This is a genomic window from Micromonospora sp. USAFONa4 (assembly GCF_057197825.1).
Genome location: NZ_CM170072.1, coordinates 4,627,533 through 4,646,152, shown reverse-complemented (window position 1 = coordinate 4,646,152; position 18,620 = coordinate 4,627,533). Strand labels below are relative to the sequence as shown.

Genomic DNA, 18,620 nt, shown 5'->3' with positions numbered 1-18,620 from the left:
CGGCACGCGATGCCGCCAATGGATATCGTGGTGCGGCACCCCGGTTCGACGTCGATACCCAACCGTTATCCACAGTGGAAGTTCAACCGCTGTCCGGTGGCCGGCTGAACGGATGCGGACGCGTCGGCGGGTCACACGGACGCGGCACTCAGCGAGCCGCAGGCGGATACGGTGCGAAGGACCCCGCTCCTGCCGGCGTTGCTGCCTCTCATCCCGAAACGACATCTGGGCACCCACCCGCGAGGGTGAATGCCCAGATTATTGCTGGTGCGCCGCCAGGGACTCGAACCCCGAACCCGCGGATTAAGAGTGCTCCCTCTCGACCGAGCTCAACCGCCCTGGCCTCATCCCTGCCAGCCAGGCGGCTTGGCCGATCGTGCTCATCTTGCGGCTGATTGGGGTCATCTTGGGTCAAGATGCTGCGGGAGTCACTTCGTCCCGAAGCAGGGTAGGCAGCATCTCAGGGTGTCATCCGACGTTAATGGCCACCATGTTTGCTCCTGCTAGGTGGCGTCGCTCGGCGGCATGCTCTCGCCACCCTCTGACCTGCCCTATTTAGTCACCTGATGCAGTTTGAGGGCACTTCGCCTGCTGGAGTCCGGCCGCATTCGCAACCTCAGCCGGAAGCCGCACCCACCGATCCATCAACCACGTGGGCAACCTGGGCATGTTGAGCACGATCGATGGATTGTGCTATCCTGCGCACTGGCCGCTAGGTATATCGCATTTGTCAGAGCCAATGCACAGGAGGATGAATAGGGAATGAACTTCAAATCAAGGCTCATCGCTACTGCGGCAGCGGCAATGACTACCATTGCAGCCACCCTCGCAATCGCCTCGCCCGCACAGGCAGGATGTCAATCAAATAGCCTCCAATACCGCTACTACACCGGCCCCGTCACAATTTCAACTTGGACCAAGTCATGTAGCGGCACCTATAGCCTCAACTCAGAGGGGTTCGATCTCCTCACGCGCGGCTGGTCCGGAACCCTAACTTTCGCGAGTGGCGCGAAAATCGATTTCTGTGACTGGCAAGACTGGGACTTGACAGGTATGGCGTCCGAGGGGAACGTCAAGCAGATTTGGATGAGCGCCACAAAGGCGAGTCACTGCCCTTGAGCGAAGGGCGGACCTTCGATTCGGCACTTCGGTTTCGTTACAGCGCTCGACCGCGCCTTACACGCATAGCGGCACTTGAAGAGCACGTCAAAATATGATGTGTTGCCATCCCGTCTGCCGCCGACCCACACACCGTGGAGCGGGCCAGGGCCAGGGTGACAAGGGTGGAGCGCCCTACCGGACGTACGACCTTGTCGCCCTGGCCCTGGTCTGCTCGGCTTGCCTGGGTCGGTGGCTGGCGGGATGGCATCCCACCCCCACCACCCACAACCGCAACCGTTCGGCAACTCCATCCTGGAGTCGTTGCGCCCCCGCCGGAGGCAGCTCTAACCCCAACCCCACCCCAACCCTCCGCCCCCTTCCCTACCTACACCCCTTCCCCACCTCGGACCCGTGAGCGGCCTGACGGATTCCGTTCGGCAACTCGTCCCGGCAACCGTCGACCGGTCCACGCGGGAGCGCCGGAGACCCGGTTCCGTGCGTCATCTGCGGTAAGCCGGCGATCTGCCGTAGCCCGGCGGGCAAGCCGGTGCACAAGGTCTGCGCTGAGGCGTGGATCGACCAGCGCAACGCCGACAAGGCGGTGGCGTGATGCGCGCTCCGCTGGTCAACTTCCGTCGCCTCCAGGTCGCCGCCCCGTGGCCCCTGGTCTGGACGGTCACGTTCTTCATCCTCCTCGCCCGCCTCGTCGTGCTGGTGGCGCGTCTCGCTGTCGCGGTGGTGCGGCACTGGCGGGCCTGGCCTGCTGTCGCCCTGGTCCTGCTCGCCGTCGACGTGCACCGCTGGCACGGCTGGTGGCCTCACCTCCTGGTCCTCATCGTCGTCGCCGCTTCGGCGGGCGTGTGGTGGTGGCGGGCTAGGGAGTCCTTCGAGCGCTTGGTGGTGCTGCGAGGGCTGTCGTGGTGGCGGCGGTTGTGGGTGTATCGGCGTCAGTGGCACGAGGTCATGTCGCTGTGTGGGCTGATGAAGAAGTACGACGGTGGCGAGAAGCTGCCCGAGCTGCTGTCGGTGCGCTGCTCGTATGCCACGGATGAGGTCGTGTTGCGGATGCCTCGGGGGCAGAACCCGGAGGCGTACCACAAGGCGGCCCGGGATCTGGCGTACTCGTTCGGCACCCGGCACTGCCGGGTCTTCTCCGGCCGCCGCCAGGCACCCCCGACCCGCTCAGGTCGACTGGCTTGGCTACTCCGCAGGGTCGACGCCATCCGGTTCCGGGACCGGCCCCGGCACGTGTGGTTGGTGCTGATCCGCCGCGACCCGCTCACCCGCATCGTCAAGCCGCTGCCGGTGCCGGCACGCCCGGACTTCACCGCCCTGCCCCTCGGCCTGCGCGAAGACCTGGCCGTGTACTGCCTGCGCCTACTCGCCACGCACGTGCTCATCGGTGGGGCGACGCGGATGGGCAAGGGCTCGGTCATCTGGTCCCTGCTCCGTGCTCTCGCCGCTGGCATTCGTTCAGGGCTGGTGCGGGTGTGGGCGATCGACCCGAAGGGCGGCATGGAGCTGTCGATCGGTCGGCCGCTGTTCTCCCGCTACGTCGATGACGACTGGTCGCGCATGGCCGACATGCTCGATGACGCCGTAACCCGGATGCGGGCTCGCCAACGGGTGCTGCGGGGCAGGGTGCGGGTGCACACCCCGACCGTCGATGAACCGCTGATCGTCATCGTCATCGACGAGATCGCCGCTCTACTGGCGTTCCTGCCTGACAGCGACATCCGCCAGCGCATCACCCAAGCCCTGGGCCTACTGCTCACCCAGGGCGCCGGGTTGGGCGTGTTGGTCGTCGCTGCCACCCAGGACCCCCGCAAGGAAGTCGTCTCCGTGCGCGACTTCTTCCCCACCCGCATCGCCCTGGGCGTCACCGAACGCGGCCACGTCGACCTCCTCCTTGGCGACGGCGCCCGCGAGCGGGGAGCCCTGGCCGATCAGATCCCGCTGTCGGCAAAGGGTGTCGCGTACGTGCTGCTCGATGGGCAGCCCGAACCGGCTCGGGTTCGCTTCTCCTACATCTCCGATGACGTGATCCGGGAGATGGCCGCGACGTTCCCCGCCCCTGCCGAGGTCCAGCCCGAACCGGCCGACACCCCGGCCCCGGCTCCGACTGCGGTCAAGGCGCGGTCGAACGGCAACGGCCGGCACACCTACCGGCCCACGCCGCCGAAGCAGGCCGCGCCGCTGCTGCCGCCGTCGCTGCTTTACGTCCTGGACCTCGACGCCACCACCCCGAACGGAGGCGACCCCCGATGACCGAGCTGCCCGAGGGCGCGCCCGCCCGGATGCCCTACGCCGACCAACCCGACGACCAGCCGCGGCGCTTCTACCGGCTGCGTGCCCCGCACGTCGACAAGGCCTCGGTGCCGGTCACCGTCCGCGTCACCCCGGATGCCGATCTGTACGTCGCTGTTGGTGCCGGCCGGCGCCGCATGTACCTCACCCCCTCGGAGGCGTGGGCGCTGTGGCGCTGCCTCTCCGAAGCGGTGGCGTCGACGGGTGAGCCGCCGGAGTGGATCCGCGTGCACGTCACTCCCACCCACCGCTGACCTTCCCGCACGTCCCGAAACGAGGAGTCCTCTGATGGCTGCCCGTCGCCTCACCTTGCGCCCGATCCGTCGTACCTGCCTCGATCTCCACCACACCGACCCCGACCAAACCTGCCCCTACTGCGCTCCCGACGCCCACGCCGCCGCGATCCTCGGCGCCGCGCTCGCCCGGCACGCCGAGATCGCCGCCGAAGACGCCGAAGCCTGGGGATGGGCCGCATGACCGCCCGGCGCCTGCATCCGTTCGGTCAGCCCGTCGCCGTCTTCGCCGTCACCTCCGCCGGCCTGCTGCACCTGGTCATCAACCCCGAGGACTGCTCCCTCTGCCGCCAGCGGGGCGAGGTGCAGATCTGGAACCCCGAAATCCGCGACCCCCTCACCCACGAACGCACCCCACCCGCGCACCGCATGTGGAAGATCCCCTGCCCCGTCTGCCGCCCCGCCGACTTCGCCACCTGGGAGGCCCCGCAATGACCTACCAACTCTGGTCCTGGCTCCTGATGACCGTCGGCGTCACCGGCCTCTACCTCGCCGGCAAACGCTCGTGGACCGGCTGGGCCGTCGGCCTGGGCGCCCAAATGCTCTGGCTCGCGTACTCCCTCGTGACTGAGCAGTGGGGCTTCCTCGTCTCCTGCTTCGTTTACGGCTCGGTCTACGTCCGCAACCTGCGCGCCTGGCTCCGCCCGGCTCCTACCCCCGTGATGGTGGACGAGGCTGCCGCTGATCCGGCACCGACCGTTGCCCCCGTCCGGGTCGCCCGGCCGCCGCTGGTGCGGGAGTCGCCGCTGCGGGAGCACTCGGGACCGGTGCGCTGCCTCACCTCGTACTGCACCCGACCGGCAACCCACTGGCACGACGGTGCCCCCCGGTGCGAGCCCTGCGCCTGGAACGTGATCGAGGAAGAGGGCCGCAACGGCTTCAGCCCGGTTCCCGGCTCGTCGGCGGAGTTCGCCGCCTACTACCTGCACCGCGACATGAACCCCGCCCCACGTGTCGCTGGGGAGGTGCGCTGATGCGCCGCTTCGTCAACTCCGACCGCCTGGAAGGCGTCGCCCTGGTCGTGATCCTCCTCGCCGTCGGCGGAATGGCCGGTGCCGCGTCGTTCACCCACGTCAAGGACTGGACGATGATCCACGCCCCCGCTGGCACCCACGAGTGGTTCGGCTGGTCCAACGCCGTCATCTCCGAACTCACCCCCGCAGCCGCTCTCCTGGTGATTCGTCGCCGTCGCCGTCTCGACCCGGACGCCTCGGTGTTCTACCCGCTGTCGATCCTCGTCGGCGCGGTCGCCCTGTCCCTGGCCGCGCAGATCGCCGTTGCCAACGACAGCTTCTCCTCCCGCCTGCTGTCGTCGGTGCCGGCGCTGGCGTTCCTCGCCCTATCCAAGCTCGTCCTCACCGCCCCCGCCGCTCGCCCGGCCCGGGAGTCGGCCCCGGCCAAGCCCAAACCCGAACCGGTGCCAGTGCCGGTGGCCGTCGAGGAAGCCGCCGACCTGGAACCGGCCGACCTGCCCACCGACCCGGCACCCGTCTACGTCCCGCCAGCACCCCCGCCCGCCGTCGCCCAGGCCCCGGCTTCGGCCACGCCGGTCCGCTCCGCGCTCATCTCGTCCGTCGTCCAGGCCCCCCGCAACGGTCAGGTCTTCACCTCGGAGGTTGTCCGATGACCCGCACTCAACTCGCCCGCCGCAACCTCGCCGACCCCACCGTCATCGCCCGCCGCGTCGTCGGCACCCCCGCCGAGGTCGCCGCCACCGTCGCCCTCGTCCGCGACTCCGGCCGCCTCGTCTCCATGACCAAGCCCCGCCAGATCCCGGGCGGCACCCGCGTCACCGTCACCGTCCGGCTCCTCGACAACCAGGGCCCCGCCCCCGCTGCGGTCCGCCGGCTGCGCCGAGGCCACGTCGTCGCCGCCGTCGCCGTCCCCGCCGTGGGCGCTCTCGCCACTGCCGGCTACCTCGCCGCGCAGCTCGTCGACGCCGCCCGCTCGACGGTGCCGCTCATCGCGGGCGTCGTCCTGGTCCTCATCGTCATCGTGGCGCTGCTGCGTCGCTCCGGTCGCTGCTGCCCCGGACTCCACTGCCCCGGCTGCGGCCACTGACCCGCGATGACTGCTGGTTGGCCCACCTACTGCGCGCGCTGCCGTAGGTGGGCCACCGCCCTCATCGAATCCGGCCACCCCGGCACCGGCCACTACCGCGCCGAGGTCGCCTGTACCCGCCATGAGGCTGCCGCCCACCGCTGGGCCGGCCGTCTCGGCCCGACCCGCACCACCCCGATTGGTGACAGCCAACCCGCCCTGTTCGAGCTACCGGAGGTGACCCGTTGATCGCCCCGACCCTGCCCGGCCTCACCCCCACCCCCACCGAACCGACCTCGACCGCGGCCATCCCGCCGGCGCCCGGCTCCCGTGCCGCACGCCTCGCCCTGCCCATGTCCCGGCAGGTGCTCAAGGAGATGGCCGCGGAGTACGGCGTGTGCCTGCGCCCGGTCACCCTGCGCCGCACCAACCTGCACACCGGCCAAACCGAGGTCATTGACCTGCCCTGCGGCAGCACCCGGGAAGACAAGTGCTCCCCATGCGCCAAGCGTGCCCGCCGGCTGCGGCAGACCCAGATCCGCGAGGGCTGGCACCGCACCGACGAACCCAACCCGGCCGGCGCCAACCCCGCCACCGATGCGCAGAGAGAGTTGGTGCTGCTGCGGGCACACCTGGAGTTCGCCCGTGATGAGGCACAGCGCTCCGCACAGTTCGACCAGGTACCCGGCATCGACCAGGCCATCGCCGAGGTAGAGGAAGCCATCGCCGCCGAGGGCCTACGCGGGCAGGTCGCCCCACCCCACGACGACGACTCCGACAACGGGCGGCGCAAGAGGTCGACCAAACGGCGTCAGGACGCCCCGGACCTGCCCCGTAAGAAGGTCGAGCCGCGCACGGTCGGGAAGGTCTACACCGCCCCGGACGGCACCCAACACCGCCCGTCCATGTGGCTGTCGCTCACCCTCGACACGTACGGCCGGGTCCTGCCCGACGGTACCCCCGCCGACCCCGGCTCGTACGACTACCGGCGGGCCGCCTGGGACGCGGTGCACTTCGCCCGGCTCCTCGACCGGTTCTGGCAGAACCTCAGACGGTGCGTCGGCTGGAACGTCCAATACGCCGGCTGCGTCGAGCCACAACGACGCCTCGCCCCACACGCCCACTTCGCCATCCGCGGCACCATCCCCCGCGCCCTGCTGCGCCAGGTCGCCGCCGCCACCTACCACCAAGTCTGGTGGCCCCCGGCTGATGAGCTGGTCTATTCGCTGGATCGGCTGCCGGTGTGGGACAACGACGCTGACGCCTGGGTAGACCCCGACACCCGAGAGCCGCTGACCACGTGGGCTGACGCCCTGGACCTGCTCGACGCCGACCCCGATGCGCAACCCGTGCACGTCGTCCGCTTCGGCCGGCAGGTCCACGCCGAGGGCGTCACTCCGGGCACGGTGCACGCTGACCGCACGATCGGCTACATCACGAAGTACATCACCAAGAGCGCGGCTGACTGCCACAAGACCGACAGCGAGCGGCAGCGTGACCACCTCGACCGGCTGTGGCACCAACTCCGGGTGACGCCGTGCAACGAGCGGTGCGCCAACTGGATGCTCTACGGCATCCAACCGAAGAAAGCCCACGGCCGCCTGCAAGCCGGTCGATGCAAGGGCAAAGTCCACCAACGCGCCACCCTCGGCATCGGCGGACGCCGCATCCTCGTCTCCCGCGACTGGTCCGGAAAGACCCTCGCCGACCACCGCGCCGACGCCCGCGCCTGGGTCCGCAAACTCCTCGGCGTCACCACCGGCGCCGACGACGCCTACCCCGTCGACCAGGACGACGCACCCGCCTACGCCTGGGAGCTCGCCCGCCCCGATGACCCCGACATCCCACCCCTGCAACACCGACTGCTCCGGGCGCTGTCCCAACGCGCCCAATGGAAAGCCGCCCTCCTCGCCGCCAGAGACAAGGCAACACAGGACGGCGCTTCCGACGGCTCTGCAAACCCTGATGCTGCCCTGGTTAACGGGAGGAACTGAGAATGGACAGCTCAACAAACGCCGGCAAGTGGCTCACCATCGACCAGGTGGCGGAGATGTTGAACGTCTCGTACTGGACGGTCTATCGGCTGGTCAAAGCGCGCGAAATCACGGGCGTTCGGATCGGTCGCGCTCGTCGCGTGCTGCCCGAGTCGGTGGAGGCGTACAAGGCCCGGCTGATCGAGGAGGCTGCCTGATGCCTCGGGGCACGGAACCGGCCCGACGCGGTGCTCGCCGCAAGGTCAACGGTGAGGGCAACATCCGCCAGCGCAAGGACGGGCGCTGGGAAGGCCGCGCTTGGGTATTCACCAGCGATGGCCGCGAGATCCGCCGGAGCGTCTACGGCAGCTCCTGGGAGGAGGTACACGAGAAGCTGACCGGGTTGAAGGCCAAGGCTCAGGCGGGAATCCGGGTTGCTGGGTCCATCCAGTCCGTGGCGGACTTCATGGCCTACTGGCAGCGAGAGGTCCTCCAGGATCGGGTCCGCCCCAGCACCTTGCGCACCTACGAATGGCTGTCGCGCTGTTACATGGTCCCGCTGATCGGGAGCCAGCGTCTGGGGAAGCTCCAACCGCCAACGATCCGCACGTTCCTCAACCGAGCCAAGAGCACCTGCCAGTGCTGTGCGCAGGGCAAGGACGCGGCCCGACGGGGAGCCGGGAAAGAAGCTCGCTGCTGCGCGAAGCACCCGCGCCAATGCTGCGAGTCCTACCCCTCCGACGGCACGATCCGCCACCTGCACCGGATGGTCCGGGCGGCGCTTCAGGATGCCGTGGTCGACGGACTCATCGCCGAGAACCCGGCACGCAACCTGCGCCTCGCACACCGGTACCGTCCGCGCTTCACACCGCTGACCGGCGAGGAAGCCAAGCTGCTGCTCAAGGCTGCGCGGTCGGATCGCTTGTACGCCCTCTACGCGGTGGCGCTGGCTCTCGGCCTTCGCCGCGGTGAAGCGCTCGCCCTGCGCTGGCAGGACGTGGACCTGGTCGACGGCGTCCTCTTCGTTCGTCAGTCGCTGCAACGTCTGGACGGTCGGCTCGTGTTCGGACCGGTGAAGTCCGACGAGTCGGAGCGGGTGATCGGGCTTCCACCGCCGTGCCTGGCCGCACTTCGACAGCACAAGCTCATGCAAGAGGCGGAGCGAAAGACCATGGGCGACAGGTGGCAGGACTTCGGCCTGATCTTCACCACCGGCATCGGAACGCCAATCGAGCCGCGCAACCTCAACCGGCACTTCGTCCGGCTCCTCGACGGCGCCGGGCTACGTCGAGTGCGCTTCCATGACCTGCGTCACTCGTGCGCGACGTTGCTCTACGAGCAGGGCGTACCGATCGAGAAGATCCAAGACGTCTTGGGGCACAGCTCCCCGACGATCACCAAACTGATCTACGTCGAGGTCACGCGACAGGCCCAGCGGTCGACCACAGACAAGCTGGGTTATCTGTTCGAGGCCTGACGTAGGGGTCACCAAAAGGGGTCAGGGCCGGTCTCAATGACCGGCCCTGAGGGTGTTACTGCTGGTGCGCCGCCAGGGACTCGAACCCCGAACCCGCGGATTAAGAGTCGGCGGTCATCGATGCCGGAGGATGATGGTTGATGCTATCCAATGCTGCCTGAGCAGGCAATAAACCCGACGACATGTCGCGCAGGGCTACGTCGTGCCGGACCGTTCCGGGACATCCGGTCCCCCTACGGTCCCCCAAGAACTCGGCAGGCACCAAAGGGGCGAAACCGGCAATACTGATGCCACCTGTGGCGTAGCTAACAAAGTCATCAGTCGGCCGGTTCGCGCGCCCCGCTTGTCTGGCCGGCCTAGCTTTGCGGCCAGGTCGGCCAGACATACCGACAAACGAGGTCAGCCCCGCGATGCGGTCTGCTGCACCCCTGTCACCAGAACCGTACTCCTTCAACCATCTCAGTAACCTCGCGCAGGAAGGGCACTGACGTCGGTGCCGTGACCGATCGTCTTCATCTTTGACGCATCGGCCAGCTGACGTCGAGCACGTAGACGCTCACGTCGAACTGCGGTGTGACTTCTGCGGCCCAGCGTCGCATGTCGTCGAGGAGTTCCTGCTTATCGGCGTACTTTCGTGGGCCGGAGGTCCGTTGTTCGGGCGGAACCCAGTACACGAGATAGATGCCGTGCCGCTGCCTGGCTGCCGCGAGGTATCGCTGTACGAGCTGAGTTCGCAGTGCGGTGGGCAGCTCGTTGTTGCTGGCGAGCTTCGCCTCGATGATCGCTTCGGCAACTTCGATGGGCGCGGTGTTGGTCGGCGCGCCCGCGCTCAGGTCAATGCGTGTGCCGGAGCCCCTGACCGCGATGCGTTCAACCTGGGGCTCCCGGGCGAGAATGAGCCGGTCTGGGCCAAGCCGTTCGGTCAGGCGGCGACGCACCCAGTCGGTGATGTCGTCCTCACTGCCGAGGTTCCGGCCGTCCGGTGACCACAAGTCGTGGAAACCGTTGTTGCGCGAGAGCTCGTGCTGTAGCTCGTCGAAGTGGTCCAACAGGACGCGAATCAGGTCGCTGGAGTTACGGATGAGCCGCAGATCCGAGCGGCCGAGCAGGTTGAGCAAACCGGTCGGGTTGAACCGGGCTTGGGCGTTGTCGGCCGCGACCTGGCGGGCATGGCGCAGGTAGTGGCGGATGAGCGCCTGCGCTTGCGGTGACTGCCCGTCGACCAGCATTCTGAGCTCTCTGACAAGGCCGCGATTAGCCATCCTCTCGACGGCGTACTGACACATGCGGCCTTCTCGCTGCGACGGACTGTCGAACGAGTCCTCGATGCCCTCCGATGCCTCGGCGGATGGGAGTCGACTGAGCAGAAGGCGGGTCAGGCCGATCAGGCTGCCGTCTTCGACGGTGTCCAGCGGCAGACCCTCAAGAGATGCGAGGAACACTCCGGGTGGGGGTGCTTCGGTCAGCAGGCGGTTGATCGCGTCAGGGGCGTCGATGCCAGCTAGGTGCCGGCTAGCAGCGCGGGAAAGCTGTGAGTCCCCGTCGTTCGCCACTGACCTGGCCACAGCACCGGCTGTGGCCGGGTCATGCTCGATCAGGAAGGCGAAGACGTCGACGTTCTGGTCGTCGGGATAGCGGCGCTGCGTCAACATGACGGTCAGGTCGGGCGCCAGGTCTTGGGCGAAGTACTCGTACATTGGTGTGCGCTGCCATTCGGCGCGGCTGTCGAGCGCGCTCCGGACCGCGCTGCGAATCTTTGCCTTCGCATCGGCGGGAGCGAGGTCGACGAGCTTCCCAAGTAAATTTTTGTCGCCGTAGGCCCAAGCGTTCGCGATGGCGGGCGCCCACTGCCCCCACGTTGTCAACGGTAGGTCGCTGAGGCGCTCTGGCGCGTGGCGGGCCAGTGTGGTCAGCAGATAAACCCCAGACCAGTCGCAGATGACATCAAGGTTGATCGAGGTCTTGCCCAACCACAGGCCAGGGTCGGGGGAATGTTCATTCACATACTCAAGGCCCCGGTCGAGGACCTCCCTCTGCTCATCTGCGGTCAGCAGTGACCAGCCCTGCCGGGCAGCGATGTCACAGAAGAAAAGCTCTTCCCGTTCGCCGTCCGCAACAAGTTTGATCGGTATGGCGGCCCATGCGGCAAGGTCGAGTCGGGCCGTCGCGAGAGCTGCTCGCAATGCGGCAGTATCGGGCTCCTCCTCAGTCTCCTCCTCCTCATTCTCCTGCTCCTCGGTCTCCTGTTCGTCGGCAGGCGCAGGCGGGGCAGTCAGCCGTTGAAGACAGCGAGCCAAGGCGTCGCGGCCGGTAGCTCGTTCCTCGTCGACGGCGGCCGTCAGCCAGTCGATGTCATCAGCCGTGACGAGACCGAGTTGAAAGAGAATTGACCATCGACGTTGGTCGACTCGTGCCGCGACGGCGAGGGCGAGTAGCCGGCGCTGGGCGATGTCCAGAGTCCAGGGCGCGCCGACCCGGGCGTGTCCGGCCAGATTGACGACAAGCGCGGCCAACGGTTCCAGCACTGCCGGGTCATTGGAAACGGCTACGGCTCGCGTCACGATGCCGACCGACACGTCGTTCCACCATCGGCGGTGCTTGAAGGAGACCTGGTCTTGAGGGTTTGCACGTGCCCAGGCGAGGGCCTCGGGCAGGTCAGCTTCTGGGATCCTCGCGGGGAACTCCCAGAGGAACTTCCGGTAGGCGCCGATGAAATTGTGACGACGCGGCCGGGTGACGAGGGGCAGTAGCTCGGTAGTGGTCATGTGCCGCGGGTAGAGCCCGTCCAGTAGTCCTGCCCGCAACTCGTCGTCTGGGTCCGCATCCGGGTCGAGCCTCAGCCCCTCAGTCAGGGCCAACCGATCGGACGGTGAGCCGAGGTTGGTCACCACGGCGATTGCCGGTCTGCGGGTCCAGGACGGGAGCTGGTCGTCGAGCGCGATCGTCAGTGCCGCAGGAGCGACCGTCGAAACGCGCCCGGCCAGGGCAAGCTGGCAGATCCACCATGTCTCGAAAGGTTGTTCGACCCCGGCTGCCAGCCGGTCGGCGAGCTGCTGCTCTATCTCGGCATGTACGACGACCGACAGGTCCAGGGACCACCGCGGCTCTGCGTCGTTCTCCCGCGCGTCGGCAAGCAGCGCGTCCACGACCACTGCCCGTGCCGCTGGGGGCAGGTCGACCTCGGACTCGACCAGCGCCACTGCGTTAGCGGGCGCCACGACGTAGGCGAGTTCCGGGCGCAGCGCCACAATCCATGCCGCGACCGCGACCATCGAGCGCGGTAGCACTCCATCAGTAAGGCCCAGAAGTGCAGCTACCTGGGACCCCGTAGGCGCCCGATCCACCACGTACTTCGCGGCGAGGTAGTCGACGTACTCCTGGTGTCGGAATGCGACCGTTTCCCGGGGCGCGGTGTCGAACAACGTGCTGCCCAGCACCTCCGCGTAAACCTCGCCCCCGACCGTGATGTCGGGGCGGTCCGGCTCGGGATCGGTCGGCAACTCGGTGATGGCGATGGCAGCCTGACCAGTGCTGGTACGAAAGGCGAACCGACCGCCCCCGCCGAACGCAGCGAAGACTGCCAGCCGGCCGGCAGTTCGGCGCCGCACATCCGCGCCCGTCCGCAGCGGCTGGCGAAGGTCCTCCTGCTCGGTCAGCAGCCGCTGGACTTCTGACTCCAGAACGTCCACGCGCCTGCCGGGAAGGCGACCTGTCTCCTGCCACTGCCGGGCCGCCGCGATGAAATGCAGCAACGAGGCACTTAACCGGCTCTGGCCCGCAGCCGCCAGGGCATCCAGGAAACCCTCATCGACGTCGAGCGAGGCGAGCAGGCGGCGGGCCGCGTAGCGCGTCATTGGTAGCAGGCGCATCTTCTCCACGTTGGCGCCGGCGACAAATGCCCTGGTCCACGCCGATGGGCGGCACGCGAGCCGCCATCTGACCCCGTCAGTCCCGGGTCCGGAGATCGCCCGGTTCAACAGCCGGGCAAGAGCCGGCTCGGTAGGCAGGGCTTCGTCCAAAGAATCTAGGTAAATCGGCTTTCCGAGGGAGATCACCTCACGGATCGCCTGACCGATATCGGCGCCTCGGAGCCCTACAAGGTCTACCTGGACACCGTCCTCTCGCTGCCGAAGATCGTCGAGGACAACCGACTTGCCGACCCCGCCCGGCGCAAGCAGGACAAAGCTACCCGGCCGCCCGGCGAGATCACCGGCCGGCGTGATGCCGGCGGCTGCCTCGATGTCGAGAAAGCCGTCGCCGTCCAGCGGCATGTGCTCCTCGTCCGCGCCCTGAACATGACGTTCGGCTGCACCCTGTGTCAACAATCTACTCCGCAGCGTGCTACTGGCGATTAACGGCCGAACCCAGGATGGCCTCAGCAGGTGTTCGGCACTGCGGAAGACTACCGCCGGACGGTTCCCGGCCACGCAGCCCTAACGGCGAAACCACCAACAACCCCATTCCCTTCGCTTGGGCCACCCATCAAGGGCGCCTGATCGGATGTGCCACGTTCCAGCAGCGCAGCCGGCGAGGCTGCAGCACGACTACTCGGTGGTCGTCGGGTGAGTACCCGCACAGGGCCCAGAAACCCGAGGCGCCACCTACTGGGCCAGTTCCGTTGTCCCGACCCGCTGGTGTATTGGCCCCGTCAGCGGACTTGCTAGGCTTCATCAGCCGACATGCAGCGGGGCCGGCTGCCCGATTTGGAAACGGCCGCGCCACGGCTCGGCGAAGGCGTCGAGGGTACGCAGCGTTGCAAGCACTTTCGCCTCGCTGGCGGTGACATCGTCCGTGTGCCGTAGTAGAGCGGTGAGGTCTCGTGCGCTCTGATCACTGTGTGGGCTGCGCGCCAAACGGTAAAGGCATGCCCTCGCCAGGGCAGCCGAAGGACTGCGGTGCCCTGTGATCTCGTCGCTGTCGGGCTGAACTGGTTGGAGCGTTTCGAACTGTTTCCGTGGGGCATCACGTTGCGTCAGGACCTCTGCAACGGTGACAGCGGCGGACGACAGCCCGGTACCTAACGCGGCCTGCACCTTGGTCCTGGTCTCGGGTGCGACGAGGTAACGGACCGCGCCGGCGGTAGCTAGCGTGCCGACCACCAGCCACGGCCACGGCACCCGGCGAGCAGCAGTGGCGATCCCGTGAAAGATGCCGGAGCTGGCCAGGCCGAGAAGTGATTCGAGTGTGTGGACGAACCGTCCGAGCGGGCCGAGATCGCCGACGGCACTCAACTCGCTCTGCCACTGAGCGTGGGCGACGTGGTCATACGGATGCCCGTAGACCGCCCGCAGCGGCGCTCGGTCCTTACTCAGCAGTGCGGCGTTCAACAGGATCGCCAGGGTTGCGGTGGGGACGTCGTCGGGATCGCAGTACCTGCTGACGGTGGGCGGCTGGTTGAGGAAGTCGAGACGTTGCTGCTCGGCCACGGTCGTCAGCCCGGCAGGTACCTCCACGCACCGGAGAAGGGGCGCGATGCTGTCCTGCCACGCCGCTCGGACGACACGGGGATCAAGGCTCCTCTGCGCCGACCAATCCACCAAGTGCCGTTCGACCTCGTGCAGGACGTGCGGCGCGCAGAAGAGACGGAGCACGCCGCCGTTGGCGGCGTTCAAGATCAACGTCCGGGGCTTGCCGGCGGCGACTCGCAGCAAATCATCCCTGAGGGCGTTCGCATCCACGACGACCGGGAAGACCTCGGGAAGCAGCGCCGGCGCGAACCGTCCGCGTTCGTCGGGGACCGTCACGGGCATCGCCAGATGCTCCACCATCGTGTGGTCGAACCCAATCGCCAGCAGGTCCTGCTGGATCGGGATGTCCACCTGTAGATCGGGGCGGTACTTCTCGCCCGCCGCGCCGGCCTGCCGCCGGTAGTGCGACCGCAGCCAGTCGGGACCGAAGACGAGATCGCCCCACCAGAACCAGCGGCGGCCCTCGTGCTGCGGCTTGGCCAGCTCGTCGAGTAGGTCGCTGCCCTGGATCAGATCAAAGTTGATCTTGTCGGCGCCGGGGATCGTCCGCTGCCAGGTCGCGACCTTGTCGAGGTACTTCTCCCGCTGCGACTTGAGCTGCCTGCCCTTCCTGACCTGCCTGCTGGTAGCGAGGTTCCAGGAAATGGCAAACGTCAGCATCCGCAGGGTGGGGCGCTCCTTGGCAACCCGGGTGACCGACTCGGTCATCGCCGTCAGCAGCGAATCGATGCCCTGTACGTGCTTGGCCTGCCAGCCGTGTTCCTCGCCATTGGGCAGGACGGCGTACCACTCGACGCCGCCGTCCGGGTTACCGGTGCGGATCGCCTGGGTCCCCGCCGGCACCCGGTCCTTAAGCAGCTGGAACGACAGTTCCTCGAACGCCCGGCTCTGCTCGCCCTCCCACGTGCGCAGCGTGGCGAAGCGCGACACTTCGAATCTCGCCATTCCCCTCCTTCCCTCCGGCCTGCTCGCCCACTAGTGGCTACATGCCGCAGGCAACCGACCCATGCTAGTGAGCACTGGCACCGGCGAAGGGGCCGCCGGATTGATGAGCGCCAGGCAAGCAACACAACCAAACCCAGAGGACGGATCGGCGGCGCTCTGCAAGATGATTGTCTGTCGGCTTTCTGATTGTGAGGTCGGCCGTGTGAAGGAGAGGGTCCCTGCCGGGCCATCGCTAGTGTCAACCTCACTCTAGGACTGATCCTCCCTAATCGAATGGTGTGCGTGAGTGGAAGCGGTAGACGTCGACATCCGGGTGGCCTGCCCTAACCTCGACGATGGCCGGCTGAAGGAGTTGGCAGACGACCTGGTCGAGACGTTGTTGGCAACGGACGTGGAGAGTCTGCGACCTGGGTACGGTGATTCGGTGCCGGCAGGAGCCAAGTCGGGCGAGGCTCTTGCCATCGGAGCGCTCGTTGTTGCGGTGGCGCCGGCAGTGGTGGAGGGCGTCATGGCGGTCGTGGCTTCCTGGTTGAGCCGTCAGCCGCGTGACGTGGAACTGGAAATTAACGGACATCGGTTCCGCGGGCCGGTGACCAAGGCACAGCGGGACCAGATGCTGGCCGCATACCTCCGACACATCGACCGGACGCCGTGACTGAGGCCAGGCAACGACGTCGAGCGCTGCTCCTGGGCTGCGGCAGCTTTACGGACCCTACGCTCGCGCAGCTACGGTCGCCACGCCGAGACGTCGAAGAGTTATCGCGGGTGCTGCGCAGCCCGGACACCTGCGGGTACACGGTGACCGCGAGCGTGGATTGCGACAGCCGGCAGGCGCAGCGCGCCATCGAAGGCTTCTTCTCGTCTGCCCGCATCACCGACGGAATGAACTTGCTATACCTGTCCTGCCACGGCGTACAGGACTACCGTGGTCGGCTGTACTTCGCGTTCGCCGACACCGAGCGGGACTACCTCAGTTCGACCGCGGTGTCAGCCGACTGGGTCCGGGAGTGCATCAATGCCAGCCGGTCCAAGGCCACCCTCGTCCTGGTCGACTGCTGCTTCAGCGGAGCCTTCATCAAGGGCATGCAGGCCCGATCGGCTGGCGCCGCCGGCGTGGAGTCACTCGTACAGGACCTACCCGAAGGTAGCGGCGTAGCCGTCCTCACGGCCTCAGGCGAAACGGAAGTCAGCTTCGAGGACGCCGAGTCGGCCGAAATCCGCCCGTCGTACTTCACCGACGCCCTCATCGCGGGAATCGCCACCGGAGCTGCCGACCTGAACCGCGACGGGCGGGTCACAGTTGATGAACTGTACGTATACGTCTACGAACAGGTCGTCAGCGGGCCGTCACCGCAGCGTCCACGCCGGCTCGGCATGGGCGAAGGGGCCCTAGTCGTCTCGAACGCCGCCCGAACGCCGGCATCACCGTCCACACCCGTGATCGCGGCCCTCCCGAAGCCAGTGCGGACCCATCCACGCATCGCGGAACCACTGTTCGTCCAAGGCGTGCTGGGGTGGGTATCGTTCGACGGCGACTGGATCGTGATCGGCAAGGACGGCGTCGGAAATATTTACAAGGGCGACCGCCGCTACCACGTCAGCCAGCTTGCCGGAATAGCCGCCAAGGACGCCACTCGCCTTCACCACGGCTACTTCCAGGTAGTTCCACTCGGCGTGACGCCGGCCCCGGTCAGCCGGTTCGGCCCGCATGCCGGGCGGCCACCCATGACCGACGACAACTCGGTCTCCTTCAGCTGGCGCGTCAACGACGCCATGCGAGGCCTCCGTCACGCAGTACAGCTCGCAATCAGCGACATCCACCGCGGCACGACGATTCCGGCGAGCGCTAAAGTCGCTCCACCACCACACTCATCTCCTACACCTCGACCCCGCACCACAGACGCACACACCAACATCGGCACGACACCACTGGTGTCCCCGGCCGCCGCTGCCCGTGAGTCCCAGCCCCTCCCCGGCAGCCACAGCGGGGTGATCCGCCCTGTAGAGCGGCTCATCCGCCATCGCGGATCACACGATGAACAGGCGGCCACCACCGGCACCGAATACCACCGCGGGACGCTGGACGCCTCTCGCTGGGTCATCCGACTACCGCTGCATGCGCTCGACACACTCGTGAGCTACCAGTTCGACGTCGTACGGTGGCTCGTTCCCTGGCGTCACCAGTGGAGCCGCGCCTCAAAGACGCCAGGACCAGTCGGCCCGCCAGTGCCTTCGTGGCTGGTAGATCTCGCTCAGCACCTCGGCGAACACGCAGCACCAGCAGGATCCACCAACTCGACGTTCACTCCCACCCCGGCCTACCTCGCCGGATTCTGCGCCGGCCTACGCAGCACCTGGGTCGACGCCGTCAGTGCGCAACTCGTACCCGCCGACCACGCTGCCATGGCGGCCTGGCTCGCTCAACCACCCGCCAAACTCGACCTACCCACGCCACTGCGCGAGGCTACAATCCGCGATTTAGAAAATGCTCGCCGGCGTGCACGACGCGCCGCCAGGATCCGCTGGACGCTCCGCAGCCTGATGTGGGCCACAGCCACGCTGCTCCTCTTCATGGAGATCGCCGCTATCGCAATCACCGCCGGCAGCGGCTGGACCGGTGCTGACGGCAAGCCCATGGCTGACCAGACACCATCCGCCGTAATCGCCAACGTCGGCTGCACCCTCCCACTGATCGCCTTGGTCGCAATCATCATCGCCGACATCCGGAGGATGCGCCGCGCACAGACGGCTCCGGCTACAGCCGATCCAGCGGTCGCGGTCACAAGAACCAGCCAGCCACGTACAGAACAGCAGCCGTGACCGTTCACCCTCGACGTCGTTTCAACTCTCTCACCAGATACCGCTGAATCTCACTCCAGGCTTCACTATTATGGTGCGCCGGACCATGTCATCTCCTGCCAGCAAACCCCGTGCCGCTCGCGAGGCGGCGGTGAATGTGGCTTAGCAGTCGCCCTGTGTCGTGCTGGAGCAGGTGCTCTCCTGGTGGCTAAACTAG

At 67.3% G+C, this 18,620-nt stretch carries 14 protein-coding genes; 12 read left to right on the top strand and 2 right to left on the bottom strand.

What is annotated here, in order from left to right; genetic code table 11:
- The first annotated feature begins 1,710 nt into the window (after window positions 1–1,710).
- The 10 genes from AC0OO9_RS20655 (at window position 1,711) to AC0OO9_RS20610 (ending at window position 9,191) form a co-directional block, all read left to right on the top strand.
- Window positions 1,711–3,369, top strand: a complete 1,659-nt coding sequence (locus tag AC0OO9_RS20655) for an FtsK/SpoIIIE domain-containing protein (RefSeq protein WP_484511688.1) — start codon at window positions 1,711–1,713, stop codon at window positions 3,367–3,369.
- Between the two features lie 29 nt (window positions 3,370–3,398).
- The gene (locus tag AC0OO9_RS20650) at window positions 3,399–3,662 is read left to right on the top strand and encodes a spread protein (RefSeq protein WP_484517999.1); all 264 of its coding nucleotides are present in this window, start codon (window positions 3,399–3,401) and stop codon (window positions 3,660–3,662) included.
- A gap of 34 nt (window positions 3,663–3,696) precedes the next feature.
- Window positions 3,697–3,885, top strand: a complete 189-nt coding sequence (locus AC0OO9_RS20645) for a hypothetical protein (protein ID WP_484511686.1) — start codon at window positions 3,697–3,699, stop codon at window positions 3,883–3,885.
- Window positions 3,882–4,136 (top strand): hypothetical protein, encoded by a 255-nt coding sequence (locus AC0OO9_RS20640; RefSeq protein WP_363895390.1) that lies wholly within the window; start codon window positions 3,882–3,884, stop codon window positions 4,134–4,136. Before AC0OO9_RS20645 ends, AC0OO9_RS20640 begins: the two co-directional genes overlap by 4 nt.
- Window positions 4,133–4,675 carry a hypothetical protein gene (locus AC0OO9_RS20635; protein WP_484511684.1) on the top strand — a complete coding sequence of 181 codons (543 nt, stop codon included), beginning with the start codon at window positions 4,133–4,135 and terminating at the stop codon, window positions 4,673–4,675. Before AC0OO9_RS20640 ends, AC0OO9_RS20635 begins: the two co-directional genes overlap by 4 nt.
- Window positions 4,675–5,328 (top strand): hypothetical protein, encoded by a 654-nt coding sequence (locus AC0OO9_RS20630; protein WP_484511682.1) that lies wholly within the window; start codon window positions 4,675–4,677, stop codon window positions 5,326–5,328. The genes AC0OO9_RS20635 and AC0OO9_RS20630 overlap by 1 nt, the downstream gene beginning before the upstream one ends.
- A complete protein-coding gene (locus AC0OO9_RS20625) occupies window positions 5,325–5,762 on the top strand; it encodes a hypothetical protein (RefSeq protein ID WP_484511681.1) in 438 nt (145 codons plus the stop codon). Before AC0OO9_RS20630 ends, AC0OO9_RS20625 begins: the two co-directional genes overlap by 4 nt.
- Window positions 5,763–5,986: 224 nt before the next feature.
- On the top strand, window positions 5,987–7,735 hold the full coding sequence (locus tag AC0OO9_RS20620; RefSeq protein WP_484511680.1) for a replication initiator: 1,749 nt from the start codon (window positions 5,987–5,989) through the stop codon (window positions 7,733–7,735).
- A 2-nt stretch (window positions 7,736–7,737) separates the two neighbouring features.
- Window positions 7,738–7,932: a helix-turn-helix domain-containing protein gene (locus AC0OO9_RS20615; RefSeq protein ID WP_357578265.1), complete on the top strand. Its 195-nt coding sequence runs from the start codon at window positions 7,738–7,740 to the stop codon at window positions 7,930–7,932.
- Window positions 7,932–9,191, top strand: a complete 1,260-nt coding sequence (locus tag AC0OO9_RS20610; RefSeq protein ID WP_484511678.1) for a tyrosine-type recombinase/integrase — start codon at window positions 7,932–7,934, stop codon at window positions 9,189–9,191. The genes AC0OO9_RS20615 and AC0OO9_RS20610 overlap by 1 nt, the downstream gene beginning before the upstream one ends.
- Window positions 9,192–9,703: 512 nt before the next feature.
- On the opposite strand, the gene AC0OO9_RS20605 is transcribed toward AC0OO9_RS20610, so the two are convergent.
- Together AC0OO9_RS20605 and AC0OO9_RS20600 are read right to left on the bottom strand one after the other, a co-directional pair.
- Window positions 9,704–13,462, bottom strand: a complete 3,759-nt coding sequence (locus AC0OO9_RS20605) for an NACHT domain-containing protein (RefSeq protein ID WP_484511676.1) — start codon at window positions 13,460–13,462, stop codon at window positions 9,704–9,706.
- 399 nt (window positions 13,463–13,861) lie between these two features.
- Window positions 13,862–15,604 carry a hypothetical protein gene (locus tag AC0OO9_RS20600; protein ID WP_484511675.1) on the bottom strand — a complete coding sequence of 581 codons (1,743 nt, stop codon included), beginning with the start codon at window positions 15,602–15,604 and terminating at the stop codon, window positions 13,862–13,864.
- 286 nt (window positions 15,605–15,890) lie between these two features.
- On the opposite strand from AC0OO9_RS20600, the gene AC0OO9_RS20595 reads away from it, so the two are divergent.
- On the top strand, window positions 15,891–16,259 hold the full coding sequence (locus tag AC0OO9_RS20595) for a hypothetical protein (RefSeq protein ID WP_484511673.1): 369 nt from the start codon (window positions 15,891–15,893) through the stop codon (window positions 16,257–16,259).
- Complete coding sequence (locus AC0OO9_RS20590; RefSeq protein WP_484511671.1) at window positions 16,256–18,424, top strand: caspase family protein; 2,169 nt, start codon at window positions 16,256–16,258, stop codon at window positions 18,422–18,424. The genes AC0OO9_RS20595 and AC0OO9_RS20590 overlap by 4 nt, the downstream gene beginning before the upstream one ends.
- Window positions 18,425–18,620: the final 196 nt, after the last annotated feature.